Origin of the sequence: Pseudoalteromonas sp. 5Ae-yellow, from assembly GCF_014077565.1 — a bacterium.
Taxonomy (GTDB): Bacteria; Pseudomonadota; Gammaproteobacteria; order Enterobacterales; family Alteromonadaceae; genus Pseudoalteromonas.
Genome location: NZ_JACGWD010000019.1, coordinates 1 through 22,170 on the forward strand (window position 1 = coordinate 1; position 22,170 = coordinate 22,170).

Genomic DNA, 22,170 nt, shown 5'->3' on the forward strand with positions numbered 1-22,170 from the left:
GATAGCCACGCGGTATGAAAAGCTTGAACGAAATTATCATTCAATGCTCGCTTTAGCATTTACTATGATGTGGCTACCAATGTGGGCTGATTGATATATGTACTACAAAGATCAACAGCCCCTAATTAAATCTAATTTTTTACAATAGCATTGTGATAAATATTTTGTACATCGTCACAATCTTCAAGCATATTTATAAATTTATCAAAGTTAGCAATAACTTCTTCGTCTTCAATTTCAATATTAACTTGAGGAATAAACGTAATTTCGTCTACTTCAAAGTTAATGCCTTCAAATGCGTCTTCAAGGGCTGTTTTAGCTTTAAAGTATTCTGTTGGCGGTGCAAATACCGATATTTTACCGTCCTCGGCTTCAACATCGCTAACATCAACATCAGCCATCATTAATGCTTCTAATACTATTTCGTCGTCATCACCCGCAAAGCCAAGTACCGCATAATGATCAAACATATGTGCTACACAGCCAGGAGTACCAATTTTTGAGTCTGTTTTAGTAAATGGCAAACGTACATCTTTAATTGTACGGTTCGGATTGTCAGTTAAACAGTCAACAATAACCATGCAATTACCTGGGCCATAGCCTTCGTAACGGGCAACAGAGTAATCTTCCCCTGCACCACCGGCTGCTTTTTCAATTGCTTTATCGATAACGTGCGCTGGTACTTGGTCTTTTTTAGCTTTTTCGATTAGACGGCGTAGTGTTTGATTTACTTCGGGATCGGGATCGCCACTTTTTGCTGCAACGTAAATCTCTTTACCATACTTTGAGTTTACTTTTGTTTTTGCATTGGCTGTTTTGATCATAGAACTTTGACGAACTACAAATGCTCTGCCCATTTTGTGCCCCTAATGAATACGTTACGTTTTGCGGTATTTTACCAATTCAAAACGTATTGGGCTAGGAACAAACGTTATTTTGTAATTTAAATAACATAGCACTTATTCTTAAATAAATTTAATAGCACCCTATTTAACATAACTCTATTTTTTCAGAATAACTCTCAACTAATGTCACTAATTCAACAAAGTCATGTAAAACGTAATCTGCCTGATCGGCATAAGCAGGCGTTGACTCTGGAGCGTATAAACACGCGCGCATATTTGCATTGTGCGCAGCTTGAATGTCGTAAAGGTAATCGCCTACATAAAGTAAATTTCTGGCGTTAATGTTCCAAAGTGTAGCAATGGCATTTAAAGCGCTGGGATCTGGCTTTGCAGGGGCATCGCTTCGCGTTAAAACTGTGCTGATAGGGAGTGGATTATTTTGTAATTTAATTGCCGCTGCTTTATCAAAATTGCGAGTAACAATCGCCATCGGAATATTTTTAGACTTTAAAGCATGAATAGCTTCACTCACACCAGGTAATATACTGGCATGTTGTGCATCTATTAATTCGTGTTGGTGAACTATATTCATTGCCTCTTCACGCATATACGGTGAGGGCAACTGAGCAATGTAATCAAGTAAGTCTTGCTCGCAAGGGCAACCTATTTGGGCCTTTATTAATGCAAAATCTAATTTAGATGAAACCAATGTTCCATCTAAATCAAAAATCACTCCAAAAATAGCCTCAACCTGAGTAGTCATATCATTCCCTGAATTTAGTTATTACTAAATGAAATTTAAACATAAAATTCTCTACTGCTTATGCCCTAGGCCGGTAAATACAAAGGGATAAATGAAACTAACTATATTTAAATATTAATACGCACCATTATCAATCTATTGATAACAAAGTAATTTAAGTGCTTGATATATCATGCGCAAAAAAAGGTAAATATACAAATTGAACTCACAAATTTTACGTAAATTTACAAATAACAGATCAAACATGAACGCAGTTTAAACGTATGAAGAAAACGCGCACATAAACAACTGCTGTGCGCGTCGGTTGGGGAAGTTTTAAATATTAATTTTGCTCAAAGCGGGCTTCGAGCCAAGTATCATCTTGAGCAAAGTTTAAAGTTTTAATCTTACCTTTGCCCTCAACGTTTACCATATTTACCTGAGATGGCCATAAATCACGAAGTGCGCCATTACTCATTTTAATTCCTTCAATTCCTGCAGGAATTGGTGCTTCTTGGTAAACCCAAAAAAACTTACCATCAACTTGTGCCCCTACAAAGCTAAGTGGTAAAGGTTCGCCACTTAACGTTTGTAGAGCAACATGCGATTCAACATACTTAGCAAAACGTTGTTGGTCGGCTTTATTACTAATAATATCAATTTTGCCTTTAAACAATGTTCCTACGGCGTGTTCAGTATCATGTAAATAAAAGCGATGCATTAATTCAACATTATGCGTTCGTTTATTAAAAAGTACGGTTGTAACTGACGACTTTAGTTGATGCGCCATACTTGGCGCAGCAACTAAAAGGCAAACAATAATAAGCAAAAAGCGCATTATTGCTGCTCCTCACCGTCATCCTTTTCGTCTTTCTTCTCATCAGTTTTAAGCTCAGTTTTAATATCTTGCATGATATCGCGACTTACTTTAGCTTTACTCTTTTCCTTTTTAAACACTTCAATACGTGAAGGAATAATACGACGAGGGTAGTTATTGTTTTCAACATCTACGTCAGCTGTTTCCCAGCCTGGGTCAACAGTAACTGATACAAGCGGTTTGTTTTTATCGGTAACAATCAGCTTTTGAACGTTTTTATAATTACGACGCCAAATTTCAGCAGGAATATAGCGCTCTTCTTTAGTGCCATCTTCATATGTTAGCTCTAATAAAATAGGCATTACCAAACCACCAAGGTTTGAAAATTCCATAACGTAATAGTTTTTATCTTCTTCTAAAGCACGCTCAAGCGTTTTACGCTCCCACGGCTCTAAGCCTTTTAAAAACTTATTGTACGAGTTACGTTCTTTATTGGTTACAGTAAAACGGTCGTTTTCGTCATAAAAATCGGTAACATCAGAGTTTTTCTCAACCCATGTTTTTTTACCCTGTGCGCGGTTACGCTCAACAAATAATGAAGTAGGTTTGTCTGCTTCAATATCACGTAAACGGCTGTAATCAATATCAGGGTTTTTAGTGTCTAAACGTAGTTGATATACTTTATCTAAAGAGATATCTACATGGTCTGTGGTGTAAAACCAGCCACGCCAAAACCAATCTAAATCAACACCAGAGGCTTCTTCCATTGTACGGAAAAAATCAGCTGGAGTAGGGCGCTTGTATTTCCAGCGCTGAGCATACTCTTTAAATGCAAAGTCGAATAAGTCACGACCTAAAATTACTTCACGTAAAATATTAAGGGCTGCTGCAGGTTTAGTATAAGCATTAGGGCCTAAGCGTAATACACTGTCTGACTGAGTCATAACAGGTACTTGGTTTTCAGACTTCATGTAGCTCACTATATCGCGAGGCTCAACACCCCAAGGAATAGTAGGATCCCATTCACGACCAGCAACGCCATCTAAAAAGCTATTTAAGCCTTCATCCATCCACGTCCATTGGCGCTCATCTGAGTTAACAATCATTGGAAAGTAAATATGACCCACTTCATGAATAACTACGCCAAGTAAAAAGCGCTTTTCAGCTTGAGAATAAGTACGTGTACCATCATCTTGTAACTTAGTACGTGGGCCGTTAAAGGTAATCATTGGGTATTCCATACCGCCAACAGGGCCATTTACCGATTGCGCAGTTGGGTATGGGTAGTCAAAAGAATACTTAGAGTACACTTCCATTGTGTGTACTACCGCTTCAGTTGAGTACTTCTCCCATAAGTCACCACCTTCTTTAGGGAAGAACGACATTGCCATAACTAAAGGCTGAACGTCACCACCTTGCTGATAACCCTTTGCATCCCACATAAACTTACGAGACGACGCCCAAGCAAAGTCACGTACGTTTTGCGCTTTAAAGTGCCACGTTTTAGTTTTGTCGGTGCCTTCTTTTTCGTTTTCTAGCGCTTCTTCTGCGTTAACAATAAACACAGGACGCTTAGATGTTTCGGCTTGCTTTAAACGTTTGCGCTGAGTACTTGTAAGTACTTTGCTCGCGTTATCAAGTTTACCTGTTGCCGATACAATGTGATCTGCCGGAACAGTAATCTCAACATCGTAATCACCAAACTCAAGCGTAAACTCACCAGAGCCTAAAAACGGCTTGTTTGTCCATGCTTCGTAATCGGTATAAGCCGCTAAACGAGGAAACCACTGAGCAATTAAGAATATGTCGTTGCCGTCTTCTTCAAAGTGCTCGTAACCAGAACGTGCACCCACTGCATCTTCTTCAACAATGTTGAAGGCAAAGTTCATGCTAAATTCGACTTCTTTACCTGGTTTTAACGGCTCGTTTAAATCGATGCGCATTAAGGTATCAACTACAGTTACGCGTAGCTCTTTACCATCGTCATCCTTTACGCCACTGATTGTATAACCCAGTTCGTTGTCGCTCATAAATTGCTGACGGCGTAAGTCACCTAAACTTAATTTAGCAGGCTTTTGAGCTGGTAGGCTTTCTAAAGTGCTTTTAAACGTTTTAGTTGTTTCGGCAATAGAATCACTTTTAAAAATATTTTGATCTAACTGTAACCATAAATATTTAAGTGTATGCGGAGAGTTATTTTTATATTCAATGCTTTGGCTACCGGTAATACGGTGCTTTTTTTCATCTAGCTTTACATCAATGTCGTAGTTTACACGTTGCTGCCAGTATTTTTCACCTGGTTCGCCAGCGGCACTACGATAAACGTTGGGTGTAGGAAGCGCTTCGTCTAATTGACGAAATTTATCAACAAAAGAACCTTTTGTTTGCTCAACCGAAGACGCTATAACCGCACTAGATATTGCCAAAGGCAATACAAAAGCACTTAGCGTAAGACCTATTTTTTTCATTGTTAGTCCTAATATAATTTTGTGAGCATACTTTGACAAATATACCAGTTAGCTTCAATAAATTAGCGACCAAGTACCGTATTTTTAGGGTGATGTTCACTTAGTTTATTAGATTGAAAAGTACAATTATTTTGTAACAAAATACGAATAAATAAAAACTGTAAAGGGGCTTTACAAAAGTGGTTTTTAATAATGGTTTTGAGCTGTTAAATACAAGTTTTAGAGCTTGGTAAAAGCACATTAATTTTACCTACGTTGCTAAAAAAGTATTACTTTAACATTATCAGGTAAACCAATAATCCTATGTATAAGTGTCTCAAATTTCCAACAAGTAAAATGAGCTAAAAGCCCACTCTACTGAACAAAAATACAGTGAAAACAGCTGAATTATTGGCTCAAATATTGCCGAACTTCCTTAATGTTCGCTATTTTTACGATAAATGATAAATAGTGCAATTTTAGGTTGATCTTTAGTGCAGTTTATATTTAAAATCGCCAACCTTTTTATTTGAGGCAAATAAATTCGTCACATTTATCCTCAAATTAATATCGATTACTAGCAAGAAATGCGGTGGGCTTATGGATTTTTACATCCTAAAAAAACAACAAGAACTAATTGCGATTCCAGCAAGTGAGAATAACTGTAAGCAGTATCTCGATTCGGGTTATTTTTATATCGATAAAGTAGCAGCGTGCAACGAAACTAATGCATTAAAGGCGCTACACGCAAAACAAACTAAAACGTTAAAAATTCCATTATTAATGGCACTTTTAGCATTACCGGTTGTTTTTTCAGCTTGGTACAGTTTAACCTAAGGTAATACACGGCTTGGGCTTGCATCTTTAACTGCCTTGGGTATATTGGCGCTCTTACGGTTTAATTAAGAGCGCGACATGAAAGTCCTCCACACCTCAGATTGGCACCTTGGCCAACAATTCTACGAACACGACCGCCGTGTTGAACATCAAGCTTTTTTTACATGGTTATTAGCCACTCTTGTTGAACAACAAATAGACTTACTTTTAGTTGCTGGCGATATTTATCATACCGCGACTCCAAGCGCTAGCGCCGAAAATCAGCTTTACCAATTTATTAAAGACGCCAAAAAGGCATCCCCACAATTACACGTAGTAATTATTGCGGGTAACCACGACTCTGCAAATCGTATTTTGGCAGCTCAGCCATTACTAGCGCAATTTGATACGCACGTAGTAGGGCGCTTTGATGTCGCAACACCCGATGAAACTGTTATTACCATAAATACCAATGGTAAACGCGCTGTAATCGTCGCTATGCCATTTTTACGTGCAAGCGATGTAAGTTTACTTAGCCAAACCGAAAGCGGCCCTAGTTATGCTCAAGGCGTTGCAAAAGCTTACGAGCTTGCACTAGAACAAGCTACTAATATAAACGAGCAAAACTCACCATTAATAGTTATGGGGCATTTACACGCAAAAGGCGGGGATATCTCAAGTGATTCTGAGCGTAACTTAGTAATAGGTGGTGAGGAGTCTATTTCAGCCAATGTATTTGGTAAACAAGCCAACTATGTTGCCCTTGGTCATTTACACAAAGCGCAACAAGTCGCTAAAAGCGATATTATTCGCTACAGCGGCACACCTATCCCTATGTCGTTTTCAGAACGTAACTACACGCACCAAGTAAATGTTGTTGAGTTTATTATTGATGAAAAACAACATATTAGTACAACTGTAAACCCCCTTTACATTCCGCGCTCTGCCGATGTAATTGTTTTACCAAAAGGGGAGTGTGTGCCATTAAGCGAACTATGCGAGCAAATTAAAGCGCTCGACACTGCACAAAATACAATAGCGCCTTATTTACGTGTAAAGCTTAAATCAAGCGATACCGACACCACCTTCAGAGAACAAATAGAACAAGCACTTGAAGGCAAGCATATTAAATTTTGTGGTATTGAACGTGTACGTGAGCAATCAGCGCAAAATGACGACAACACCGTATTTGAAGATTTAAGCGAAGTTGAAATGCTCAACCCACTAAACCTATTAGAACAAGCATTCGCAAACGATAAAGACATGGCAGGGCAAAGCGTACCCGATGAGCTAAAAGCACTTTTAAGTGACGTGATAAACGAGCTAACGGAGCAAGAACAACTATGAAAATAACCGCAGTTCGTATTCATAATTTAGCCTCAATAGTTGACGCTGAAATAGATTTTACTAAAGCCCCATTAAAAGACGCAGGTCTATTTGCCATCACAGGCGATACTGGCGCTGGTAAAAGTACCTTTTTAGATGCCATTTGTTTAGCCCTTTATACAAAAACAGCGAGGCTGCGCGGCGATAAAGGTAACTTAATTGAGTTTAACGGCGACAGCATTAAGCTTAATGATGCGCGAAACTTGCTACGCAGAGGTACATGGGAAGGCTACGCCGAGGTCGACTTTTTAGGACAAGATAAACAGCTTTATCGTGCGCGCTATACAATTGCACGGACCCATAAAAAAGTAACAGGCAAACTTAAAGTAGCAGAGCACACTTTAGTAACCCTGCCAGACGAAACCCTTATAGCTGACAAAAGCCACACAATAAAAGAAGTCGAGAGTAAAATAGGGCTTAACTTTGAGCAATTCTCCCGTGCCGTACTTTTAGCACAACATGAGTTTGCTGCGTTTTTAAAAGCCACTGGCGATGAGCGAGCGCAACTTTTAGAGTGCTTAACAGGTACCGATAAATTTAGCCGTATTGGCGTGCGTATTTTTGAGCGCCATAAAGAGCAAGTAGCAAAGCTTGAAGCGCTTAAAGCTGGTCTTGAAAGCTATACTTTGTTAACGAGCGATGAACTTGAGCTACAACAAACCAAGTTAACCGATTTAAAAGCGCAAACCGAACACACTAAAAAAGAGCTGACCAAAACCGAAAAAGCACTTAACTGGTATCAGCAAGCTACAGTACTTGAGCAAAACTTACTGCAAGCACAGCAAACCCAGCAACAAGCAAGCTCAGCGCTTGAAAGTATCGTTGAGCAAAGCGAGCAGGCAAAACAAGCTAAACAAGCGCTTGAAATAAAAGATAACCGCAGCCGTTTTACTTTGTTAACCGATCAAAATACGGCGCAAAACCAGCAAATTTCATCGCTTAAAAGTGTTGATCATTTAGCGGTAATTAACGAGCGTAATACCGCGCTTACTAAGCATACCGAGCTGCTTAATAACGCCAATGAGCAAAAACAAAATGCAGCGCCCGTTATAGCTAAAGCGCGAGAGCTCGACAGTAACATTGCCTTGCAAACTCAAGCTGTAAAAGGTACTGAGTCGCAAATAACCAAAGAGCAATCTCAACTTGATGAGCTCAATCAGCAGCTTAAACAAAGCAATAACGAGCTTGAACTCGCTAATACCGAATCAACTAAAAGCCAGCAATGGCTTAATGAGCATGCACAGCTGCATGTTTTAGCAAAAGACTGGAGCTACTATCAGCAAAGCTTTAATACTTACTTAAATGCACAGCAGCAATTAACTGCAAACGCTGCGCAAAGCCAAACTCTTAATAGCGAGCTTGCAAATCAGAGCGATCTTTTAAATACGCAAAATAATAAAGTGCAGCAGTGCGAGGTGGCACTTAGTGGTGAGCAATCAACTTTACAGGCATTAAATACTCAGCTTAATGAATTTAATGCAGAGCACTGCGACGCGCAGCTAAAAAGTATTGATTACTTAAAAGAGCAGCGAGAGCGCTATAAGCAATTTAACGCAGAACTAAAACAAAGCACTCAACGCCAACAAGTACTTAATCAGCAGTTAAATGAAAGCCAGCAAGCCCATGCTTTACTTAATCAGCATTTAATAACCAGCGAGCAAGCGCTTAAAGGCAGCGAGTACGCACTTAACCAAGCGCGCTTAAGAGCCAGCGAAAACGTAGAACATTTACGCACAGAGCTTCGCCCTAATGAGCCTTGTTTAGTGTGCGGCGCAACGGAGCACCCGTATGCGGTAAACCAAAATCAGCAATTAAATAACTTAATTACCGATTTTGAAAATGCTTTTAATACCGCTAAAAAGCAATTTGACCATGCACAAAGCGAGCTGCATAAGCATCAAACTCAACATGCTGTATTAACTGCTGAACACGGACAACTTGAGCAAATAATACAAACAGCAAAAGCCAAACAGCTCGACATTAAAAATACCATGCAAGGCGCACGTAGTGAGCTTAACGACTTAACGCCTGATCAGCTTGAAGTAACTTATAAGCAATTAACGCAGCAAAAAGCGCAATACTTTGAGCAACAAAAACGCCAACGTACACTGCAAACCAAAGTAAATGAGCTACTAGCAGCACTTAAAGCAGAGCAGCAAGTACAGCAGCAGTTGAGTAATAAACACCTTGAGCTTACACACCAGCAAAACCAGTTAACGAGTAAGCATAGCGAGCTAAGTGCGCAAATTAACGAGCTAGGTACAACGCTCAATAATCAATTTGAAAACAGTGATTTTTGGCAGCAATTACAAGCCAATACGCTTGAACTTACCGAGCTGAACAAGCAGGTTACACAGTATCAGCAAACTCAAGCGCAACTTGAGCAAAGCCAAAAGCGCCAAGACACAGCTAATGAGCAAATAAAGCAGCTCACACCGCTTGTTAGTAAAAGCGAGCAATCGTTAAAAGCACTTAATGAAGAGCTTGCTAAAGCTAAAAATTTACTAAGCACTGTGCAAAGTGAGCGCTTAGCTTTATTTAATAACGAGCAAATAAGCGCAGATGACTACCAAGCAAAACTCACAAGTGAGCAAGAGCAAAAACAATCGCAGGTTCAAGCGAGCCAAAAAGCCTATGACGACGCGATAAAACAACGAGATGAGCACGCTATAACGCTTAAAAATGTAGAGCAACGCTTACTTGAAAACAGCCAAGAACTAGCAACACTTGAGGCACGTTATAACCAGTGGTTTACTGACTTTAAAGCGCAATACAACGATGCAACGCACGAACAGATCAAAATTTTACTAACGCTAAGTAGTGAGACTATTAAAGCACATTTAAATCAACACGAGCAGTTAACTCAAGCGTTAACAGATGCAAATGCCGCATTAAAACAGCAGCAACTTACGCTTGAAAAACACAACAGTAGCGATAAACCAACACAAAGTGCAGAGGCTTTAAGTACGCAATTAAGCAGCTTAAATAAGCAACAAACGCAGCTGCAAAATTCATTACTAGCAACTAATACCGCTATTGAGCAACACAACCAAAACGCAAAGGCGCTTGAAGGCAAACAAGCTGAGTTAACTACGCTTAAAACACAGGTAGAGCAGTGGCACTTGCTTAATAAAGTATTGGGCGATGCAACGGGTAAAACCATGCGTAACTTAGCACAAACACAAACGTTAAAAATATTACTGCACTATGCCAACAGCCATTTAAGAACACTCAACAAACGCTACGAATTAACCGCCATAGCGCAAACGCTCGACATTGCAATTATCGACCGCGACATGGCCGACGAGCAACGCTCTGTTAATACGCTCTCGGGCGGTGAGTCATTTTTAGTATCGCTAGCGCTTGCACTTGGTTTAGCATCGCTTTCGTCTAACAAAGTACAAATCAATTCTTTGTTTATTGACGAAGGGTTTGGTACGTTAGACAGCGAAACCCTAAGCATTGCAATGGACGCTTTGGATTCTTTGCAAGCACAAGGCAGAAAAGTAGGCGTTATATCGCACGTAACACAAATGAGCGAGCGTGTAGCCACTCAAGTGCATGTAGCCAAAAAGCCAGGTGGATATTCCACAGTTGAAGTTTTATAAGCAACATTACTGAAAACAAGGAGATACAATGCCAACGTTTACAGGCGAGCAAGCAACACAATACGATAGCCGCATAACCCGTTTAGTGCCTGGTTATGAATTATTACATCAGCTCACTAATGCGCAACTACAAGCAACGCTAAGCGACAATGCGCATATTTTGGTAGTAGGGGCAGGCACAGGCAAAGAAGTACTTGCACTGGCTGCACTAAACCCTACATGGCAATTTACTGCGCAAGATACAGCAGCCGATATGCTTGCTATCGCACAGCAGCAATTTGATGAACAAGGCATAACAAGTCGCGTAGATGTACATAATGGCCCAGTTGATAAGTTATCGGTTAAAGCCGATGCCGTTTTATGTTTATTAGTAATGCATTTTTTAGAAGATAACGGCGATAAAAAAGAGTTATTAAAAGCAATTAAAGGAAGTCTTAAAAAAGACGCAAACCTTTTTATTGCAGATTTAATGCGCCCCGAAACTTCATTTGAGCGCGAAGCCCAGCTCACAACGTGCGCGCAATTGGGTTTAACCGAAACAGGTAAAACACAAACAGGGCACGACTTAGAAAATGAGTTTTACCCGCTTGATAGAATGCGCTTTAGCGAACTGCTAAATGAGTGCAAATTTGGCATTCCAAAGCTGTATTTTAAAGCACTAGGCTTTAGCGGATATGTAGTTTAAGTGTTACAAGCTAAACAAGCACTCGCTATTTAGCACCAATAAAAACACCGAGTGAACAAACTCGGTGTTTTTATATAACCCTCTCTACACCACGCTTTTATTTTATACGTAGGTCGGTTAAGCGAAGCGCCACCCGACGCTCTAATATCCACATCACTCAAATCATTACTGTGCCAGCAATCCTAACCAATCTCTCCAAGTGCTTTCATCGCGGCTTGTGCTTTATCTGTTTGTACAAAAATATGGTCGTGATAAAACGCAGCTACCACATTAGCGCTAATGCCATGCTCAGTTAGCTTTGCAGATACCGCAGCTGTTAGCCCAACGGCCTCTAAGCTTGAATGTACATTAAGGGTAATTAAATTATATTTACCTTCGTAAGTAATACCTGCTTTATCGGCGGTTTCAGCTTTTAAAATAAGGGTTAGCCCTTCTTCTTCAACATAAGTAGCAAGTGGCTCTAAGTGAACATAATCAGCCAATTTCCCTGCCAAGCAACAAAAAATATACTCGCCTTGCTTTAGTGCTGGCTGCATTGACTTTAATAATTCGTTTAACTCTAAAATTCCGGCCATGGTCGTTCCTTACAATGTGTTATTTAGTGCCTTTTAGCTGCGCGACTAGCTCGCTTAACCTCGCAATTTTTATATTACTTAATTGCCTGTAATCAAAATATGGGCACACAATAATGTTGTTACTGGTGTCTATTGCAAACTCGTCGTCGAGCCAATCAAATTGTGCATGCAACTTACCTTGTTGTAATAAGTCTTTAGCGTGCGTACGCCCAGCAATTATGTGTAGCTGGTTTTTATTGCTGGCTTTGCTAATATCAGGCGCGGTAAATAGCAGGGCGGTTTTACTGTTTTTTTGCAGTAAAAACTCATCGCGATATTGTTGCCAAGTAGGGGCTTGTTTAGCAAATGAATAATGCTCACTTGGCAGAGCAAATAGCACTTTTGCATACACGTTAAACACTTTGCGCCAACCATTACCACAGTGCTGGTTTATGGTATTTATTTGCTCATTTATAACCGGTTCTAGGCATTCAAGTGTTTCAAAAAACGGCATGGGCGGTGCTTTTGCTACGTATACCGCCACGCTAAATTGCGTATCACCTAAGCCAACTAATTGGGTATTCAAGTTAGTTAGCCTTGTTTTGCGCTAAAATACGGTCGAGGTTATTTGCAAAGTTTTGGCGATCGGTTTGGCTAAGTGGCGGCGGCCCACCACTCATTTCTACGCCACTTGAGCGCATGGTATCCATAAAGTCGCGCACGTTAAGTATTGAGCGGATATTCTCGGTGGTATAAAGCTCGCCACGTGGGTTGAGTGCTTGCCCGCCGTTATCAATTACTTCACTTGCTAGCGGAATATCGCCTGTAATAACTAAATCGCCTTTTTCAACACGTTTTACTATTTCGTCGTCGGCTACATCAAACCCCGACGATACTTGTACGCGACTTATGTATTTTGAGGGCGGAATACGCATTGCGTGATTAGCCACTAAAATAGTCTCGATTTTCATACGCTCTGCAGCTCTAAAAAGTATTTCTTTTATAACAACAGGACACGCGTCTGCATCTACCCAAATTTTCATGCTATGGTCATTTTTATTGCTTTAGAATTAATATGATCCTATAGCAAATTTTTTTAATCGGCTAGCAAACTTTATATCCATCTATATTTAGATAATACGTACTATTTATGTAATTTAAAAAGGAGCTTACATGAAGGCTATAAAATACGGTTTACTTATTACAGGGTTATTTTTTCTTAGTGCCTGCACCAGCCCTCCTGAGGGAATAACACCCGTTAAAAACTTTGATATACAAAAATATAAAGGCAAATGGTTTGAAATAGCGCGTCTTAATCACTCATTCGAAGAAGGGATGGAGCAAGTTACCGCGACTTATTCAATTAACGACGACGGCACAGTAAAGGTCCTTAACAAAGGGTATTTAACGGATGATAAAAAATGGGATTACGCCGAAGGCTTAGCCAAGTTTGTTGAGGGCACCGACACAGGGCATTTTAAAGTCTCGTTTTTTGGTCCATTTTATGGCGCTTATGTGATTTTTGAACTTGACCAACCCGATTATCAATATGCATTTATAACCAGTTACAACAAAGATTACTTGTGGTTTTTGTCGCGTACACCAACGGTTAGTAAAGAGCTTAAAGAACACTTTTTAACTAAAGCTAAAGAGTTGGGCTTTGCTACCGATGAAATAATTTGGGTAAACCAAGAGACTATGTAAAGGGGGTTTACAGTTAGTTATATACGTTTTTAAAGTAGTAATAAAAGAGTCACCTAACTGTAAAGTAACTTAAATATATTATGGTTATATTGTGTGTACTTGCCGTGAGACAGCAAGTATTGGAAACACTGAATATCCCCTATTGTTGGCAAGCTATATAGCTTGCCATTTTTTTTGCCTAATCTATGGGAAAGTAGCGGATCACGTTTTTACTAACTAAGGCTAGTTTAATGCTAAAAACAACCCACTTAGTACAATTAACACGCTATTTAAAACACTAAACCACTTTACGTAGCCTACTAAAAAATTATAAAAAACCATTATAATTAAAACACTTAGGCTCATAAATCCGCAAAATAGTAATGCTCCATAACCACCTTGAGTAACTATACAAAGCATCAAGCTTAGTAAAATACTGATCCAAGCAGCTAATAGCAGCTTTTTACATTGGGATTCTGTAGGACGTTTTTTAAATATATCTTTAAAATGATTATACTTAGCCAGCGCAAAACAGTTAAAACTGAGCAGGCATAGGCTAAACCCAAGTAAATCAATCATGGTTTTTGCCTTTTAAGGTTATTAGATTGACTAGGGCTGATTATTTTTGAGTTGTTTTTAGCAGTACGTAATTTTTCGGTTTGTATAAAAAACAATATACTAAATAACAAAAACAGTGCATCAAAAGTAAGTAAAGCCCACTGTTTGTGCATCAAATAGCTAACTATATTACCGTTAGTTGTAAGTGCATTAATAACCGGTACGCTTAAACATGCAACAGCATTTATAGCTGCCATAACTCGCCATTGCAGTGCATCGCGCTTTATAAGTGCTAAAAGAGCAACCGCTAGCCATGTTAAAAAGAACGCGAGTATTTCTTTATCTGCGCGCTCTGCGGTAGTTGGGCTAAGTAGTCTGTTAGCAATAAAAAATGCACACGTTGCCAGTGGAAGCCCCATAATAGTGGCTAGGTTTAACCCCTCAACTAGTTTTAAACCAAACGAAGGTTTAACGTTATTTTTAGTTCGCTCGCGAATTCGTTTAGCCCACATAATACAGCCAGAGCCAATCATTACACAGCCTGCAATACCGCCTAATACGTATAACCAGCGCAACAACCACGTAGCTAAACGCCCTGTATGCATAGAATTAAGTGATTCGTAAAGCGCTTTGCTGCTAGTTAGCTCGTCATCAGTTTTAGCGACCATTTGCCCTGTAGCACCACTAAATATTAAGCGTGGTGCTTGGTCACGCAGTGTTTTACCTGCGCTTACCAATACGGTAATTGTTGAAGCTGCCATATTTGGTTGGTTAACTTGTACGCGAGTAATATCTGCATGAGGCCACTTAGTATAAACCTGATCCAAAATGCTTTGAATCGGCACCATTGATGATTCGCCTTGAGCTTTATCGGTCATGGTGTTGCGAGGGGTTACATCGTTAAAAAAGCCACGCATGCCGTTATCGTAAGACGTTTGCGCAGGGTAGGGAAACAACATAAATATGAGCGTAATCATGCCCGTGTAAGTAATCATTAAATGAAAAGGAAGGGCAAGTACAGAGCTTAAGTTATGGGCATCTAACCATGTACGGCTACCTTTGTTACGCCTAAAGCTAAACATATCTTTAAAAATACGCTTATGAATAACCACGCCCGATATAATGGCAATCAGCATAAAAAAGCTAGCAAAGCACACAATCCAGCGTGCTGTTATTGCATCCATGTAATGTAAATCATAGTGCAACCGATAAAAAAAGTTACCACCTTTAGTATCTACAAAGGGCTCAAGCTCTTGCATGGTATTAGGGTTAAGCTGCGTGTTTTCAAACTTACTGCGGCGCTGGCCTGGTTCTTTTGGCTTTGCATAACCATAAATTAAATATGGAATACGCGGCTCAGGTAATGTAATACGCCAGCTTGATGAGTTAGCTCCATGGTTAGCTAAGTAATCAAATCCGGTAATTATTTGTTGTTTTTGCGCTTCTATACGCTGTGTTTGGGCTTGCACATTATGAATGGCTGGTTGATTCCACAACGTTATTTCGTCTCTAAAAAAGCTAAGAGTCCCTGCAAAAAATATTAAATATAATAACCAGCAAACGAGTAACCCTACCCAAGTGTGCAACCAAGTCATCGATCTGAAAAAGCTATCTTTCATACCCAACCCTTCAGTAATGCAAGCAAACTAATGAACGCTCCCGTACTTAGTAAAATACTGATCCACGCTGTTTTTAATGATTTAACGCTAAAGGCATAAATAAATACAACGGCATAAATTAAAATGCTAATTGAAACACTAAAAAGCACAGCGTCTTGTTTAGCTATTGGCAACACAAAGCTTAATAACGCAGTACTTGCAGAGGTAAAAGCATAGCCACCAATTATGGCAATAAAAAAACGTAAAAATACCAAAACTCGATAACTGCTTACGCTTTTTACCATAAGCGCAATCACGTTAACCTTATCGAATGGCGCACTGTGCAAAGGTGCCTGCATAGTTAATTAATCCCTTTATTTAAAGTTGAGAATAAAACAAAGGCGCTATTATATATGTTACAAATACAAAAGATAGTTATTCTCATTTGTGATATTTAATTTTTAAGTAAGTTATACGTACCTGGTCACTTAGTAAAATACTGATCTGATATTATTTAATGATATTGCACAGGCTCTATGTAAAGCTTAAGGTTAATAAACTGAGTAAAAATAAAGAGTGAATAACGATGAGCGATCACGAAAAACTAAATTACGTTGAGTTTCCTGCATGCGACTTACCCGCAACTAAGGCCTTTTTTAGTCGTGTATTTAATTGGCAGTTTACCGATTACGGCCCAGAATACACGGCGTTTAGTGGCCAAGGGCTTGATGGTGGCTTTTTTAATGCGCCGCTTAAATCGCTAACTCAAAACGGTGCTGCGCTATTGGTTTTTTATAGTAACGACATTCAAGCTACGTATAAAAAAGTACAACTCCATGGTGGCACAATATTAAAACCTATTTTTGAATTTCCGGGTGGTTGCCGGTTTCATTTTGCAGAGCCAAGCGGCAATGAATTTGCTGTATGGGCAGAGCAACACTAGGTTTTAAAGGGCCTGTAGAGCGAATGAGCTTAAAGATCACGATTTTACTAACTAACGCTCGTTTTAATTAAAATAAACCGATTTTTTACCAACTCATTTATCCTAAATGGCCATTTAGGATAAATATTAAGCATTTAAGGCCAAATAAACATGAATAGTCACCAATTAATAGAGCAAGTTAGTAAATGCGTGATCTGTGAACCTCATTTACCTTTAGGGGCTCGTCCTGTTATACAATTTAACCCAAACGCACGTATTTTAATTGCAGGGCAAGCACCTGGAATCAAAGTTCACGAAACAGGTGTGCCGTTTAACGATGCAAGCGGAAACCGCCTGCGAGAATGGCTTGGGCTAACACGTGATGAATTTTACGACGCTAATAATATAGCCATTTTACCTATGGGCTTTTGCTACCCGGGTAGGGGGAAGTCGGGTGATTTACCACCGAGAAAAGAATGTGCGCCTGCATGGCGCGAGCAATTATTGGCTGCACTACCAAATATTGAGCTGACAATAGTGCTTGGTAAATACGCGCAGGCGTATCATTTACCAGAGACTAAAAAAATGCCGCTTACGGAGTTAGTAAAATCGTGGCGTGAGTATTGGCCAAATTATTTAGTGCTTCCACATCCGAGTCCGCGTAATAATATATGGCTTAAAAAGAACCCATGGTTTGAACAAGATGTACTTCCAGAACTAGATAAGCACGTGGCTGCTATTTTAAATAAGTAATACTTCTAGTTATTGTAAAGGGGCTTTATACCAATCCGCAATAATACTTAATCATTTTGCGGGGCTAAACGTGTCGCTACCTGTGTTAAAAAATTCTCATTTAGAACAACTAAATCGCGAATTTTTTGCCTAGCTATCAACACGTTTTTCCATCCTCAAAATAGATCACTTAATTAAGCGAATTGGTATACAGTTAACTTAAAAATTAACACTCCAATTAAAAACAATAGCAAACGAGGCTGTCTAATTTGAATGCATCTATATTAACCGAAGTAATACTTCCGCTCGCTCTTGCACTTATTATGTTTGGTATGGGTCTTGGACTCACAACAACCGATTTTACTCGTCTATTTAAAAACCCGCTTGGCATTGTCATGGGTTTAATAGGCCAACTTGTAGCAATGCCTTTATTAGCATTAGGGCTGTGTTATTTACTTAACCTACCAACGCCTATCGCTATTGGTTTAATGATATTAGCTGCTTGCCCCGGCGGCACTATGTCAAATGTAGTAAGTCAGCTTGTTAAAGCTAATTTAGCACTTTCGGTAAGTTTAACAGCTGCCTCTACTGCAATTAGTATAATAACCACACCGTTTATTATTGGCTTTGCTATGAGTCAGTTTGCCCCAGCAGACGATGTTACTTTTTCTATTTTAACTACTTCATTAGGGCTATTTTTTATTACCTTAGTGCCAGTTGCTATAGGCATTTGGTTACGTCACTTTAAAAGTGATTTTGCCATTAAAGCAGAGCCGTTTTTTAGACGCTTCTCGTTGTTTTTTATGCTTATGATGATTGCCGCACTAGTAATAAAAGAGCGCGATTTATTAGTTAGCTCATTTAACGATGTATTTTGGGCGTGCATAGTGCTTAATATTGGCTCAATGGTTGTTGGTTGGTTAATTGCTAAGTGTTCAAAATTAAATTTAACTGATTCGCTGACGCTTTCAATTGAGGTTGGAATTCAAAATGCATCGTTAGCTATTTTAATCGCTATTAGCTTTTTAAATAAACCAGAATACGCAGTTACCGGTGGCGTGTATGGCCTTGCCATGTTTATAGGGCCACTGCTATTAATTGGCGGGTTAAAGCTTAAAAATAAACTTACCTAGGGCATGTTGACCAAGTTACTTTAATTTATGGCTGCGGATAACGTAGACGTAAACTCCAGTCTAAAAATACCACCAGTTAAATGTATGCACTGCACTCATCGCGCCAACAAGTTGTAGGCTTATAAACACTCTTAAGCTTGAATATTACGCCAGGCGCTGAGCTTGATCGCGCAAGGAGCGAAGCTCCTAATTACTAAGGCGCATTTTAGGATGAAATAGGAGTGTAAGTAATACGGTAAAAAAGCAGTTAATTATTTGGTTACGGAAGCAGCGCCTCAAATATGAGGCGCTACTTTAAAACTTACTATTTGGTTTGCATGTTTTTAGCGCGTTCTTCTGCATCTATCAATGCTTGCGATTTAGGCGCGCGTTTTTTCTCTTCTATTTTGGGCTTTTCAGTTGAGTCAGGATCCCAGCTTGAGTCTAACGACAAGTTAGCAAATGGATTGTTACTGTCTGCTTTTTTAGGCTCACTTACTGGCTCATCAACTTGCGGTGTTGTTTGTGTTTGCTCAGGTGTTGCGCTTTGTTTTTTAGGCATCGGCTTTTCACCAGGTAATGGTGCATCTGGGTTAAATGTACGTACCTCTGGTTCTTTAAAGTCTTGCTCTGTTGTATATGTAGTCGATTGAGCGTCAGCTATTTGCTCTGGTGCGTGTAAATCTACAACCGGCTCACTCGCTGTTACTGGCTCAGGAGTACTAATAACCGGCTCTACAGTGTTGTGTTCGGCTTCTATTGGCGCAGATTCGGTTACTTGCGCTGTATGGTGCTTACGTTGTTTTTTTACAGGCTTTGCATCTGGATCAAAGTCGCGTACTTCTGGCTCATTAAAGCTGCTGGCATTTTTAATACGCTCTAAGGTTGTTTTTGCTGCTGCTTCAAACTCGGCTGTATTAGGCTCAGGTTTTTGCTTTACTTCGTTAAACGTAGCGGTACTTGTTTGCTCTAAAGTATCAATTGAGTTAAGCGGTGTAGGCTCAATTTCGCTTGTTTGCACTTGTGTAGCTACGTTGTTTTGCTCATCTGAAATTTGCGGTGGTGTATGTTCAATATCAGCATTTTGTGTAGTGTTCGTAGGCTCTAAAGGCTCTTCATTTGCCTCTACGCTGCTCTCAACTGGTTTATTATTTTGAGTTACTTCGTTGATGACAACAGGCTCAATCTCTGGCTCTTTTGTAGTTTCAGGTTTAGCTGGCGTAGCAATTTTTTCTGATTTAACTTCAGGTGGAGCCGCTATAGTCGGTTCTGCCATCGCTTTACTTTGTTTTGCACGGCGCAGGCGCACGACGACCATAGCGCCAATAAGTATTACTATAACAAGTATTAAAGTGGGTAAAAGTAACGAGCTTGGGCTTTGTGCTACAGGTTGCGGCGCAATTACTGGCGCTGGTTTAGTTAACACAGGTGCTGGTTTTACAGGTACAGGCTTTTCAAGCGTAGGTTGCACGCTTTGCTTTGGCGTCGCCGGTTGTACTTGCTCTATCACAGCTTCGTTTTTTTGCTCTGTAACTACTTGCTCGGGTGCTACTGTTGTTGGCTCTGCATCAATTACTATTTCGTTACTGTTGGTATTTAGCTGATCGTTTATTTGTTGTTTTTGATCATCAGTTAAATTAAGTGTTTGCTCGTTGATGCTATCTTTAACAGCTTCTTCAGTGGGTTCAATTACAGGGGCAGGTTCAACAATTTTTGGTTGTGGCTGAGTAATAATCGCCGGCTCTGGCTCTATTATCTGTGGCTTTGGTTGTGCTTGAATTTCTTTTGGCTTATTACAGTTGTTTTTGTAATCACGCGCTGCCTTACGATATTTTTGACTCGCTTTATTATTACTATTTTGCTGCATTTCTTGTTTAATTAAAATGCACATAGCTTCGTTGTATGCAGCACTTTGCGCACTATAAAATAGGGCAAAGCAAAGGGTAAATCTAATTAGTTTTGATATCATAAAGTTATGCGCGCTTAAATATTAATAGTTTGATTTTAAGCGCAAAATTGAAAATTATCCAGAGTAATACGACTAATCAATAACCATAAGGCTGCGATATTCATCGTAAGCAAATTGGTCTGTCATACCACTTATATAATCTTGAATTAATCTACAGCGATAATAAAATTCGTACGCTGCAAAGTGATCGGGCTCTTCTTGCATCGCATCTATTGCGTGTTGGTAACTATTTAAGTGCTTTTTAGAGAGCTTTTTTACAAGTCGCGACTCAATTAATAAACGTGAATCGCCATTTAGAGCGCGCCTAAAGTCATCGCTGTTCAATTGCAGTAGCGGTTTGTAGCAATCGAGTAAGCCATTAATTATTCTATAACCTTGCAGCTCTAATTTTTCGACTTCTTTGTTTGAAAATACATGCTCAAGTGCCACTTGCTTTAGCATTTTGGTTACAGCGTGTAGATGGCTCCTATCTTCTAAAAGTGCTTGGTTAAAATCGCCATGATAAATAGGTTCTATGTTCTCAATAAAGCGTTTTGCGGCGTGATTTACTAGCGGATGTAAAAGTGCTACACGCAGGTATATAAAAAATTCGCTGTTAAAGTTATACGGTTGCGCTTTGGCGCGTTCATGTGCGTAGTCAACTGCTTTATCTACAAAAGTTTGGTGCTCTGTGTCGTCTATTGTTAGGTTTATGAGTGCTTTTTTATAATGACTTTTAAGCTGTTTACATAAGAATTCAGTGCTTATGATCCCTTTTTCAACAGCATCCTCTATATCGGCTAGGCAATACGAAATGTCGTCGGCGGCTTCCATTATGTAACTTGCAGGATGGCGACAGTAAGGCTCAATAGTGAGCTCTTTTTGTAGCGCTTCAACAAAGTTTTTTTCGCTGTAGTAGTAACCCACTTTTTTCATTAAGTAGTTTTTATTTTGGGGTATGTCTTTTACATCAAGCCCAGCAGGGCGAGTGTATTTTAAAATACCAGCACTTTGGCTGTAAGTTAAATTAAGCGTTTGCAACGAATGAATTATACGTATGCCTTGAGCGTTGCCTTCAAAGTTACAAATATCAAGCGCAAGGTGTTTAAAAACAACACCTATACCGGTATTGGGCTCTTTGCAGCGCTCGGGTGTTACGCTTGCTAGGTTGTTATTAAACCAGTGGTTTATTGCCGCTTCGCCAAAATGTCCAAACGGTGGGTTGCCTATGTCGTGCATTAGGCAGGCCATTTCTACTAAGCTTTCTAGGGGGCGTTCTAGGTCGGTTAAGCCGTAATCTTTTTGTTGTTGGTAGCTTAAATTAGCAAAAATACGTTGCACTATAAAACGACCAACCTGTTGTACCTCAAGCGAGTGAGTTAAGCGCGAACGAACAGCTGCGTTGCGCTCAAGCGGAAACACTTGGGTTTTTTGCTGCAGCCTGCGAATAGCGGCACTGTTAATAATACGGCCACGGTCGCTTTCTAGCGCCATCTGTAAGTTAGAGGTTGTGCGGTACATTCGTGCTGGCGTTATTTTTTTACTAAAGTCTATGGTCATCTTTATACTTGTCCTTTTTACAATTGATGACTGGCATAGTTTTTAGCACATAGTCATTTGTCTTTAATATACAGGGTTTAATCTATCAGTTTGTATCATAAAGTAACAACTTGCTTTAAAATAATTTTTTGAGTAATTGTTGTGCATTTATAGGTGT

Annotated in this window: 20 protein-coding genes and 1 pseudogene; 9 read left to right on the top strand and 12 right to left on the bottom strand. The window is 39.6% G+C overall.

Annotation, left to right across the window (positions count from 1 at the left end):
• Window positions 1-94 (top strand): annotated as a pseudogene (locus H4J63_RS07235) (IS5/IS1182 family transposase); the annotation flags it as partial.
• A gap of 37 nt (window positions 95-131) precedes the next feature.
• On the opposite strand, the gene H4J63_RS07240 reads toward H4J63_RS07235, so the two are convergent.
• From H4J63_RS07240 to H4J63_RS07255, 4 genes are all read right to left on the bottom strand, one after another.
• Window positions 132-857: a YebC/PmpR family DNA-binding transcriptional regulator gene (locus H4J63_RS07240; RefSeq protein ID WP_024591562.1), complete on the bottom strand. Its 726-nt coding sequence runs from the start codon at window positions 855-857 to the stop codon at window positions 132-134.
• A 133-nt stretch (window positions 858-990) separates the two neighbouring features.
• On the bottom strand, window positions 991-1,608 hold the full coding sequence (locus tag H4J63_RS07245) for an HAD family hydrolase (RefSeq protein WP_024605825.1): 618 nt from the start codon (window positions 1,606-1,608) through the stop codon (window positions 991-993).
• Between the two features lie 322 nt (window positions 1,609-1,930).
• A complete protein-coding gene (locus tag H4J63_RS07250; RefSeq protein WP_024605824.1) occupies window positions 1,931-2,425 on the bottom strand; it encodes a DUF6702 family protein in 495 nt (164 codons plus the stop codon).
• Complete coding sequence (locus tag H4J63_RS07255; RefSeq protein ID WP_182195702.1) at window positions 2,425-4,872, bottom strand: M1 family metallopeptidase; 2,448 nt, start codon at window positions 4,870-4,872, stop codon at window positions 2,425-2,427. Before H4J63_RS07255 ends, H4J63_RS07250 begins: the two co-directional genes overlap by 1 nt.
• Window positions 4,873-5,451: 579 nt before the next feature.
• Between H4J63_RS07255 and H4J63_RS07260 the strand changes: the two genes are divergently transcribed.
• The 4 genes from H4J63_RS07260 to H4J63_RS07275 all read left to right on the top strand — a co-directional run bounded on the left by H4J63_RS07260 (window position 5,452) and on the right by H4J63_RS07275 (window position 11,346).
• The gene (locus H4J63_RS07260; protein WP_002959190.1) at window positions 5,452-5,688 is read left to right on the top strand and encodes a hypothetical protein; all 237 of its coding nucleotides are present in this window, start codon (window positions 5,452-5,454) and stop codon (window positions 5,686-5,688) included.
• 78 nt (window positions 5,689-5,766) lie between these two features.
• Window positions 5,767-7,014 carry an exonuclease SbcCD subunit D C-terminal domain-containing protein gene (locus tag H4J63_RS07265; protein WP_182195704.1) on the top strand — a complete coding sequence of 416 codons (1,248 nt, stop codon included), beginning with the start codon at window positions 5,767-5,769 and terminating at the stop codon, window positions 7,012-7,014.
• A complete protein-coding gene (locus H4J63_RS07270; RefSeq protein WP_182195706.1) occupies window positions 7,011-10,661 on the top strand; it encodes an AAA family ATPase in 3,651 nt (1,216 codons plus the stop codon). Before H4J63_RS07265 ends, H4J63_RS07270 begins: the two co-directional genes overlap by 4 nt.
• 28 nt (window positions 10,662-10,689) lie before the next feature.
• Entirely contained in the window at window positions 10,690-11,346 is a 657-nt protein-coding gene (locus tag H4J63_RS07275; protein ID WP_182195707.1) for a class I SAM-dependent methyltransferase, read from the top strand.
• A 182-nt stretch (window positions 11,347-11,528) separates the two neighbouring features.
• Here H4J63_RS07275 and H4J63_RS07280 read toward each other — a convergent pair whose 3' ends face one another.
• Genes H4J63_RS07280 through H4J63_RS07290 form a run of 3 tightly spaced genes read right to left on the bottom strand, consistent with a single transcriptional unit; the run spans window position 11,529 to window position 12,943 of the window.
• Window positions 11,529-11,921, bottom strand: coding sequence for an ACT domain-containing protein (locus H4J63_RS07280; RefSeq protein WP_002959178.1), 393 nt, complete (start codon window positions 11,919-11,921; stop codon window positions 11,529-11,531).
• Between the two features lie 19 nt (window positions 11,922-11,940).
• Window positions 11,941-12,486, bottom strand: a complete 546-nt coding sequence (locus H4J63_RS07285) for a DUF6942 family protein (RefSeq protein ID WP_182195709.1) — start codon at window positions 12,484-12,486, stop codon at window positions 11,941-11,943.
• Window position 12,487: 1 nt separating this feature from the next.
• Window positions 12,488-12,943: a YaiI/YqxD family protein gene (locus tag H4J63_RS07290; protein ID WP_002959175.1), complete on the bottom strand. Its 456-nt coding sequence runs from the start codon at window positions 12,941-12,943 to the stop codon at window positions 12,488-12,490.
• A gap of 130 nt (window positions 12,944-13,073) precedes the next feature.
• On the opposite strand from H4J63_RS07290, the gene H4J63_RS07295 reads away from it, so the two are divergent.
• Entirely contained in the window at window positions 13,074-13,604 is a 531-nt protein-coding gene (locus H4J63_RS07295) for a lipocalin family protein (protein ID WP_182195711.1), read from the top strand.
• Between the two features lie 222 nt (window positions 13,605-13,826).
• On the opposite strand, the gene H4J63_RS07300 is transcribed toward H4J63_RS07295, so the two are convergent.
• From H4J63_RS07300 to H4J63_RS07310, 3 genes are read right to left on the bottom strand one after another with little or no spacing between them, the layout of a single operon-like run.
• Window positions 13,827-14,162, bottom strand: coding sequence for a DUF3325 domain-containing protein (locus H4J63_RS07300; RefSeq protein WP_182195713.1), 336 nt, complete (start codon window positions 14,160-14,162; stop codon window positions 13,827-13,829).
• Window positions 14,159-15,760, bottom strand: coding sequence for a PepSY domain-containing protein (locus H4J63_RS07305; protein WP_182195714.1), 1,602 nt, complete (start codon window positions 15,758-15,760; stop codon window positions 14,159-14,161). The genes H4J63_RS07300 and H4J63_RS07305 overlap by 4 nt, the downstream gene beginning before the upstream one ends.
• Complete coding sequence (locus tag H4J63_RS07310; protein ID WP_182195716.1) at window positions 15,757-16,098, bottom strand: hypothetical protein; 342 nt, start codon at window positions 16,096-16,098, stop codon at window positions 15,757-15,759. The genes H4J63_RS07305 and H4J63_RS07310 overlap by 4 nt, the downstream gene beginning before the upstream one ends.
• Window positions 16,099-16,325: 227 nt before the next feature.
• Between H4J63_RS07310 and H4J63_RS07315 the strand changes: the two genes are divergently transcribed.
• The 3 genes from H4J63_RS07315 (at window position 16,326) to H4J63_RS07325 (ending at window position 18,526) form a co-directional block, all read left to right on the top strand.
• A complete protein-coding gene (locus H4J63_RS07315; RefSeq protein ID WP_182195717.1) occupies window positions 16,326-16,682 on the top strand; it encodes a VOC family protein in 357 nt (118 codons plus the stop codon).
• Between the two features lie 150 nt (window positions 16,683-16,832).
• A complete protein-coding gene (locus H4J63_RS07320; RefSeq protein ID WP_138490136.1) occupies window positions 16,833-17,414 on the top strand; it encodes a uracil-DNA glycosylase family protein in 582 nt (193 codons plus the stop codon).
• Between the two features lie 248 nt (window positions 17,415-17,662).
• Window positions 17,663-18,526 carry a bile acid:sodium symporter family protein gene (locus H4J63_RS07325; RefSeq protein WP_182195719.1) on the top strand — a complete coding sequence of 288 codons (864 nt, stop codon included), beginning with the start codon at window positions 17,663-17,665 and terminating at the stop codon, window positions 18,524-18,526.
• A 304-nt stretch (window positions 18,527-18,830) separates the two neighbouring features.
• On the opposite strand, the gene H4J63_RS07330 is transcribed toward H4J63_RS07325, so the two are convergent.
• Together H4J63_RS07330 and dgt are read right to left on the bottom strand one after the other, a co-directional pair.
• Window positions 18,831-20,474, bottom strand: coding sequence for a cell surface protein (locus tag H4J63_RS07330; RefSeq protein WP_182195720.1), 1,644 nt, complete (start codon window positions 20,472-20,474; stop codon window positions 18,831-18,833).
• A gap of 72 nt (window positions 20,475-20,546) precedes the next feature.
• Entirely contained in the window at window positions 20,547-22,013 is a 1,467-nt protein-coding gene (gene dgt / locus H4J63_RS07335; RefSeq protein WP_182195722.1) for a dGTPase, read from the bottom strand.
• Window positions 22,014-22,170 lie beyond the last annotated feature (157 nt).

Bases quoted from the DNA above. Each gene is read 5' to 3' on its own strand.
- H4J63_RS07310 (WP_182195716.1), bottom strand. From the start codon at position 16,098: ATGCAGGCACCTTTGCACAGTGCGCCATTCGATAAGGTTAACGTGATT.
- H4J63_RS07245 (WP_024605825.1), bottom strand. From the start codon at position 1,608: ATGACTACTCAGGTTGAGGCTATTTTTGGAGTGATTTTTGATTTAGAT.
- H4J63_RS07315 (WP_182195717.1), top strand. From the start codon at position 16,326: ATGAGCGATCACGAAAAACTAAATTACGTTGAGTTTCCTGCATGCGAC.
- H4J63_RS07305 (WP_182195714.1), bottom strand. From the start codon at position 15,760: ATGAAAGATAGCTTTTTCAGATCGATGACTTGGTTGCACACTTGGGTA.
- H4J63_RS07240 (WP_024591562.1), bottom strand. From the start codon at position 857: ATGGGCAGAGCATTTGTAGTTCGTCAAAGTTCTATGATCAAAACAGCC.
- dgt (WP_182195722.1), bottom strand. From the start codon at position 22,013: ATGACCATAGACTTTAGTAAAAAAATAACGCCAGCACGAATGTACCGC.
- H4J63_RS07295 (WP_182195711.1), top strand. From the start codon at position 13,074: ATGAAGGCTATAAAATACGGTTTACTTATTACAGGGTTATTTTTTCTT.
- H4J63_RS07255 (WP_182195702.1), bottom strand. From the start codon at position 4,872: ATGAAAAAAATAGGTCTTACGCTAAGTGCTTTTGTATTGCCTTTGGCA.
- H4J63_RS07330 (WP_182195720.1), bottom strand. From the start codon at position 20,474: ATGATATCAAAACTAATTAGATTTACCCTTTGCTTTGCCCTATTTTAT.
- H4J63_RS07275 (WP_182195707.1), top strand. From the start codon at position 10,690: ATGCCAACGTTTACAGGCGAGCAAGCAACACAATACGATAGCCGCATA.
- H4J63_RS07270 (WP_182195706.1), top strand. From the start codon at position 7,011: ATGAAAATAACCGCAGTTCGTATTCATAATTTAGCCTCAATAGTTGAC.
- H4J63_RS07280 (WP_002959178.1), bottom strand. From the start codon at position 11,921: ATGGCCGGAATTTTAGAGTTAAACGAATTATTAAAGTCAATGCAGCCA.
- H4J63_RS07290 (WP_002959175.1), bottom strand. From the start codon at position 12,943: ATGAAAATTTGGGTAGATGCAGACGCGTGTCCTGTTGTTATAAAAGAA.
- H4J63_RS07300 (WP_182195713.1), bottom strand. From the start codon at position 14,162: ATGATTGATTTACTTGGGTTTAGCCTATGCCTGCTCAGTTTTAACTGT.
- H4J63_RS07320 (WP_138490136.1), top strand. From the start codon at position 16,833: ATGAATAGTCACCAATTAATAGAGCAAGTTAGTAAATGCGTGATCTGT.
- H4J63_RS07250 (WP_024605824.1), bottom strand. From the start codon at position 2,425: ATGCGCTTTTTGCTTATTATTGTTTGCCTTTTAGTTGCTGCGCCAAGT.
- H4J63_RS07260 (WP_002959190.1), top strand. From the start codon at position 5,452: ATGGATTTTTACATCCTAAAAAAACAACAAGAACTAATTGCGATTCCA.
- H4J63_RS07265 (WP_182195704.1), top strand. From the start codon at position 5,767: ATGAAAGTCCTCCACACCTCAGATTGGCACCTTGGCCAACAATTCTAC.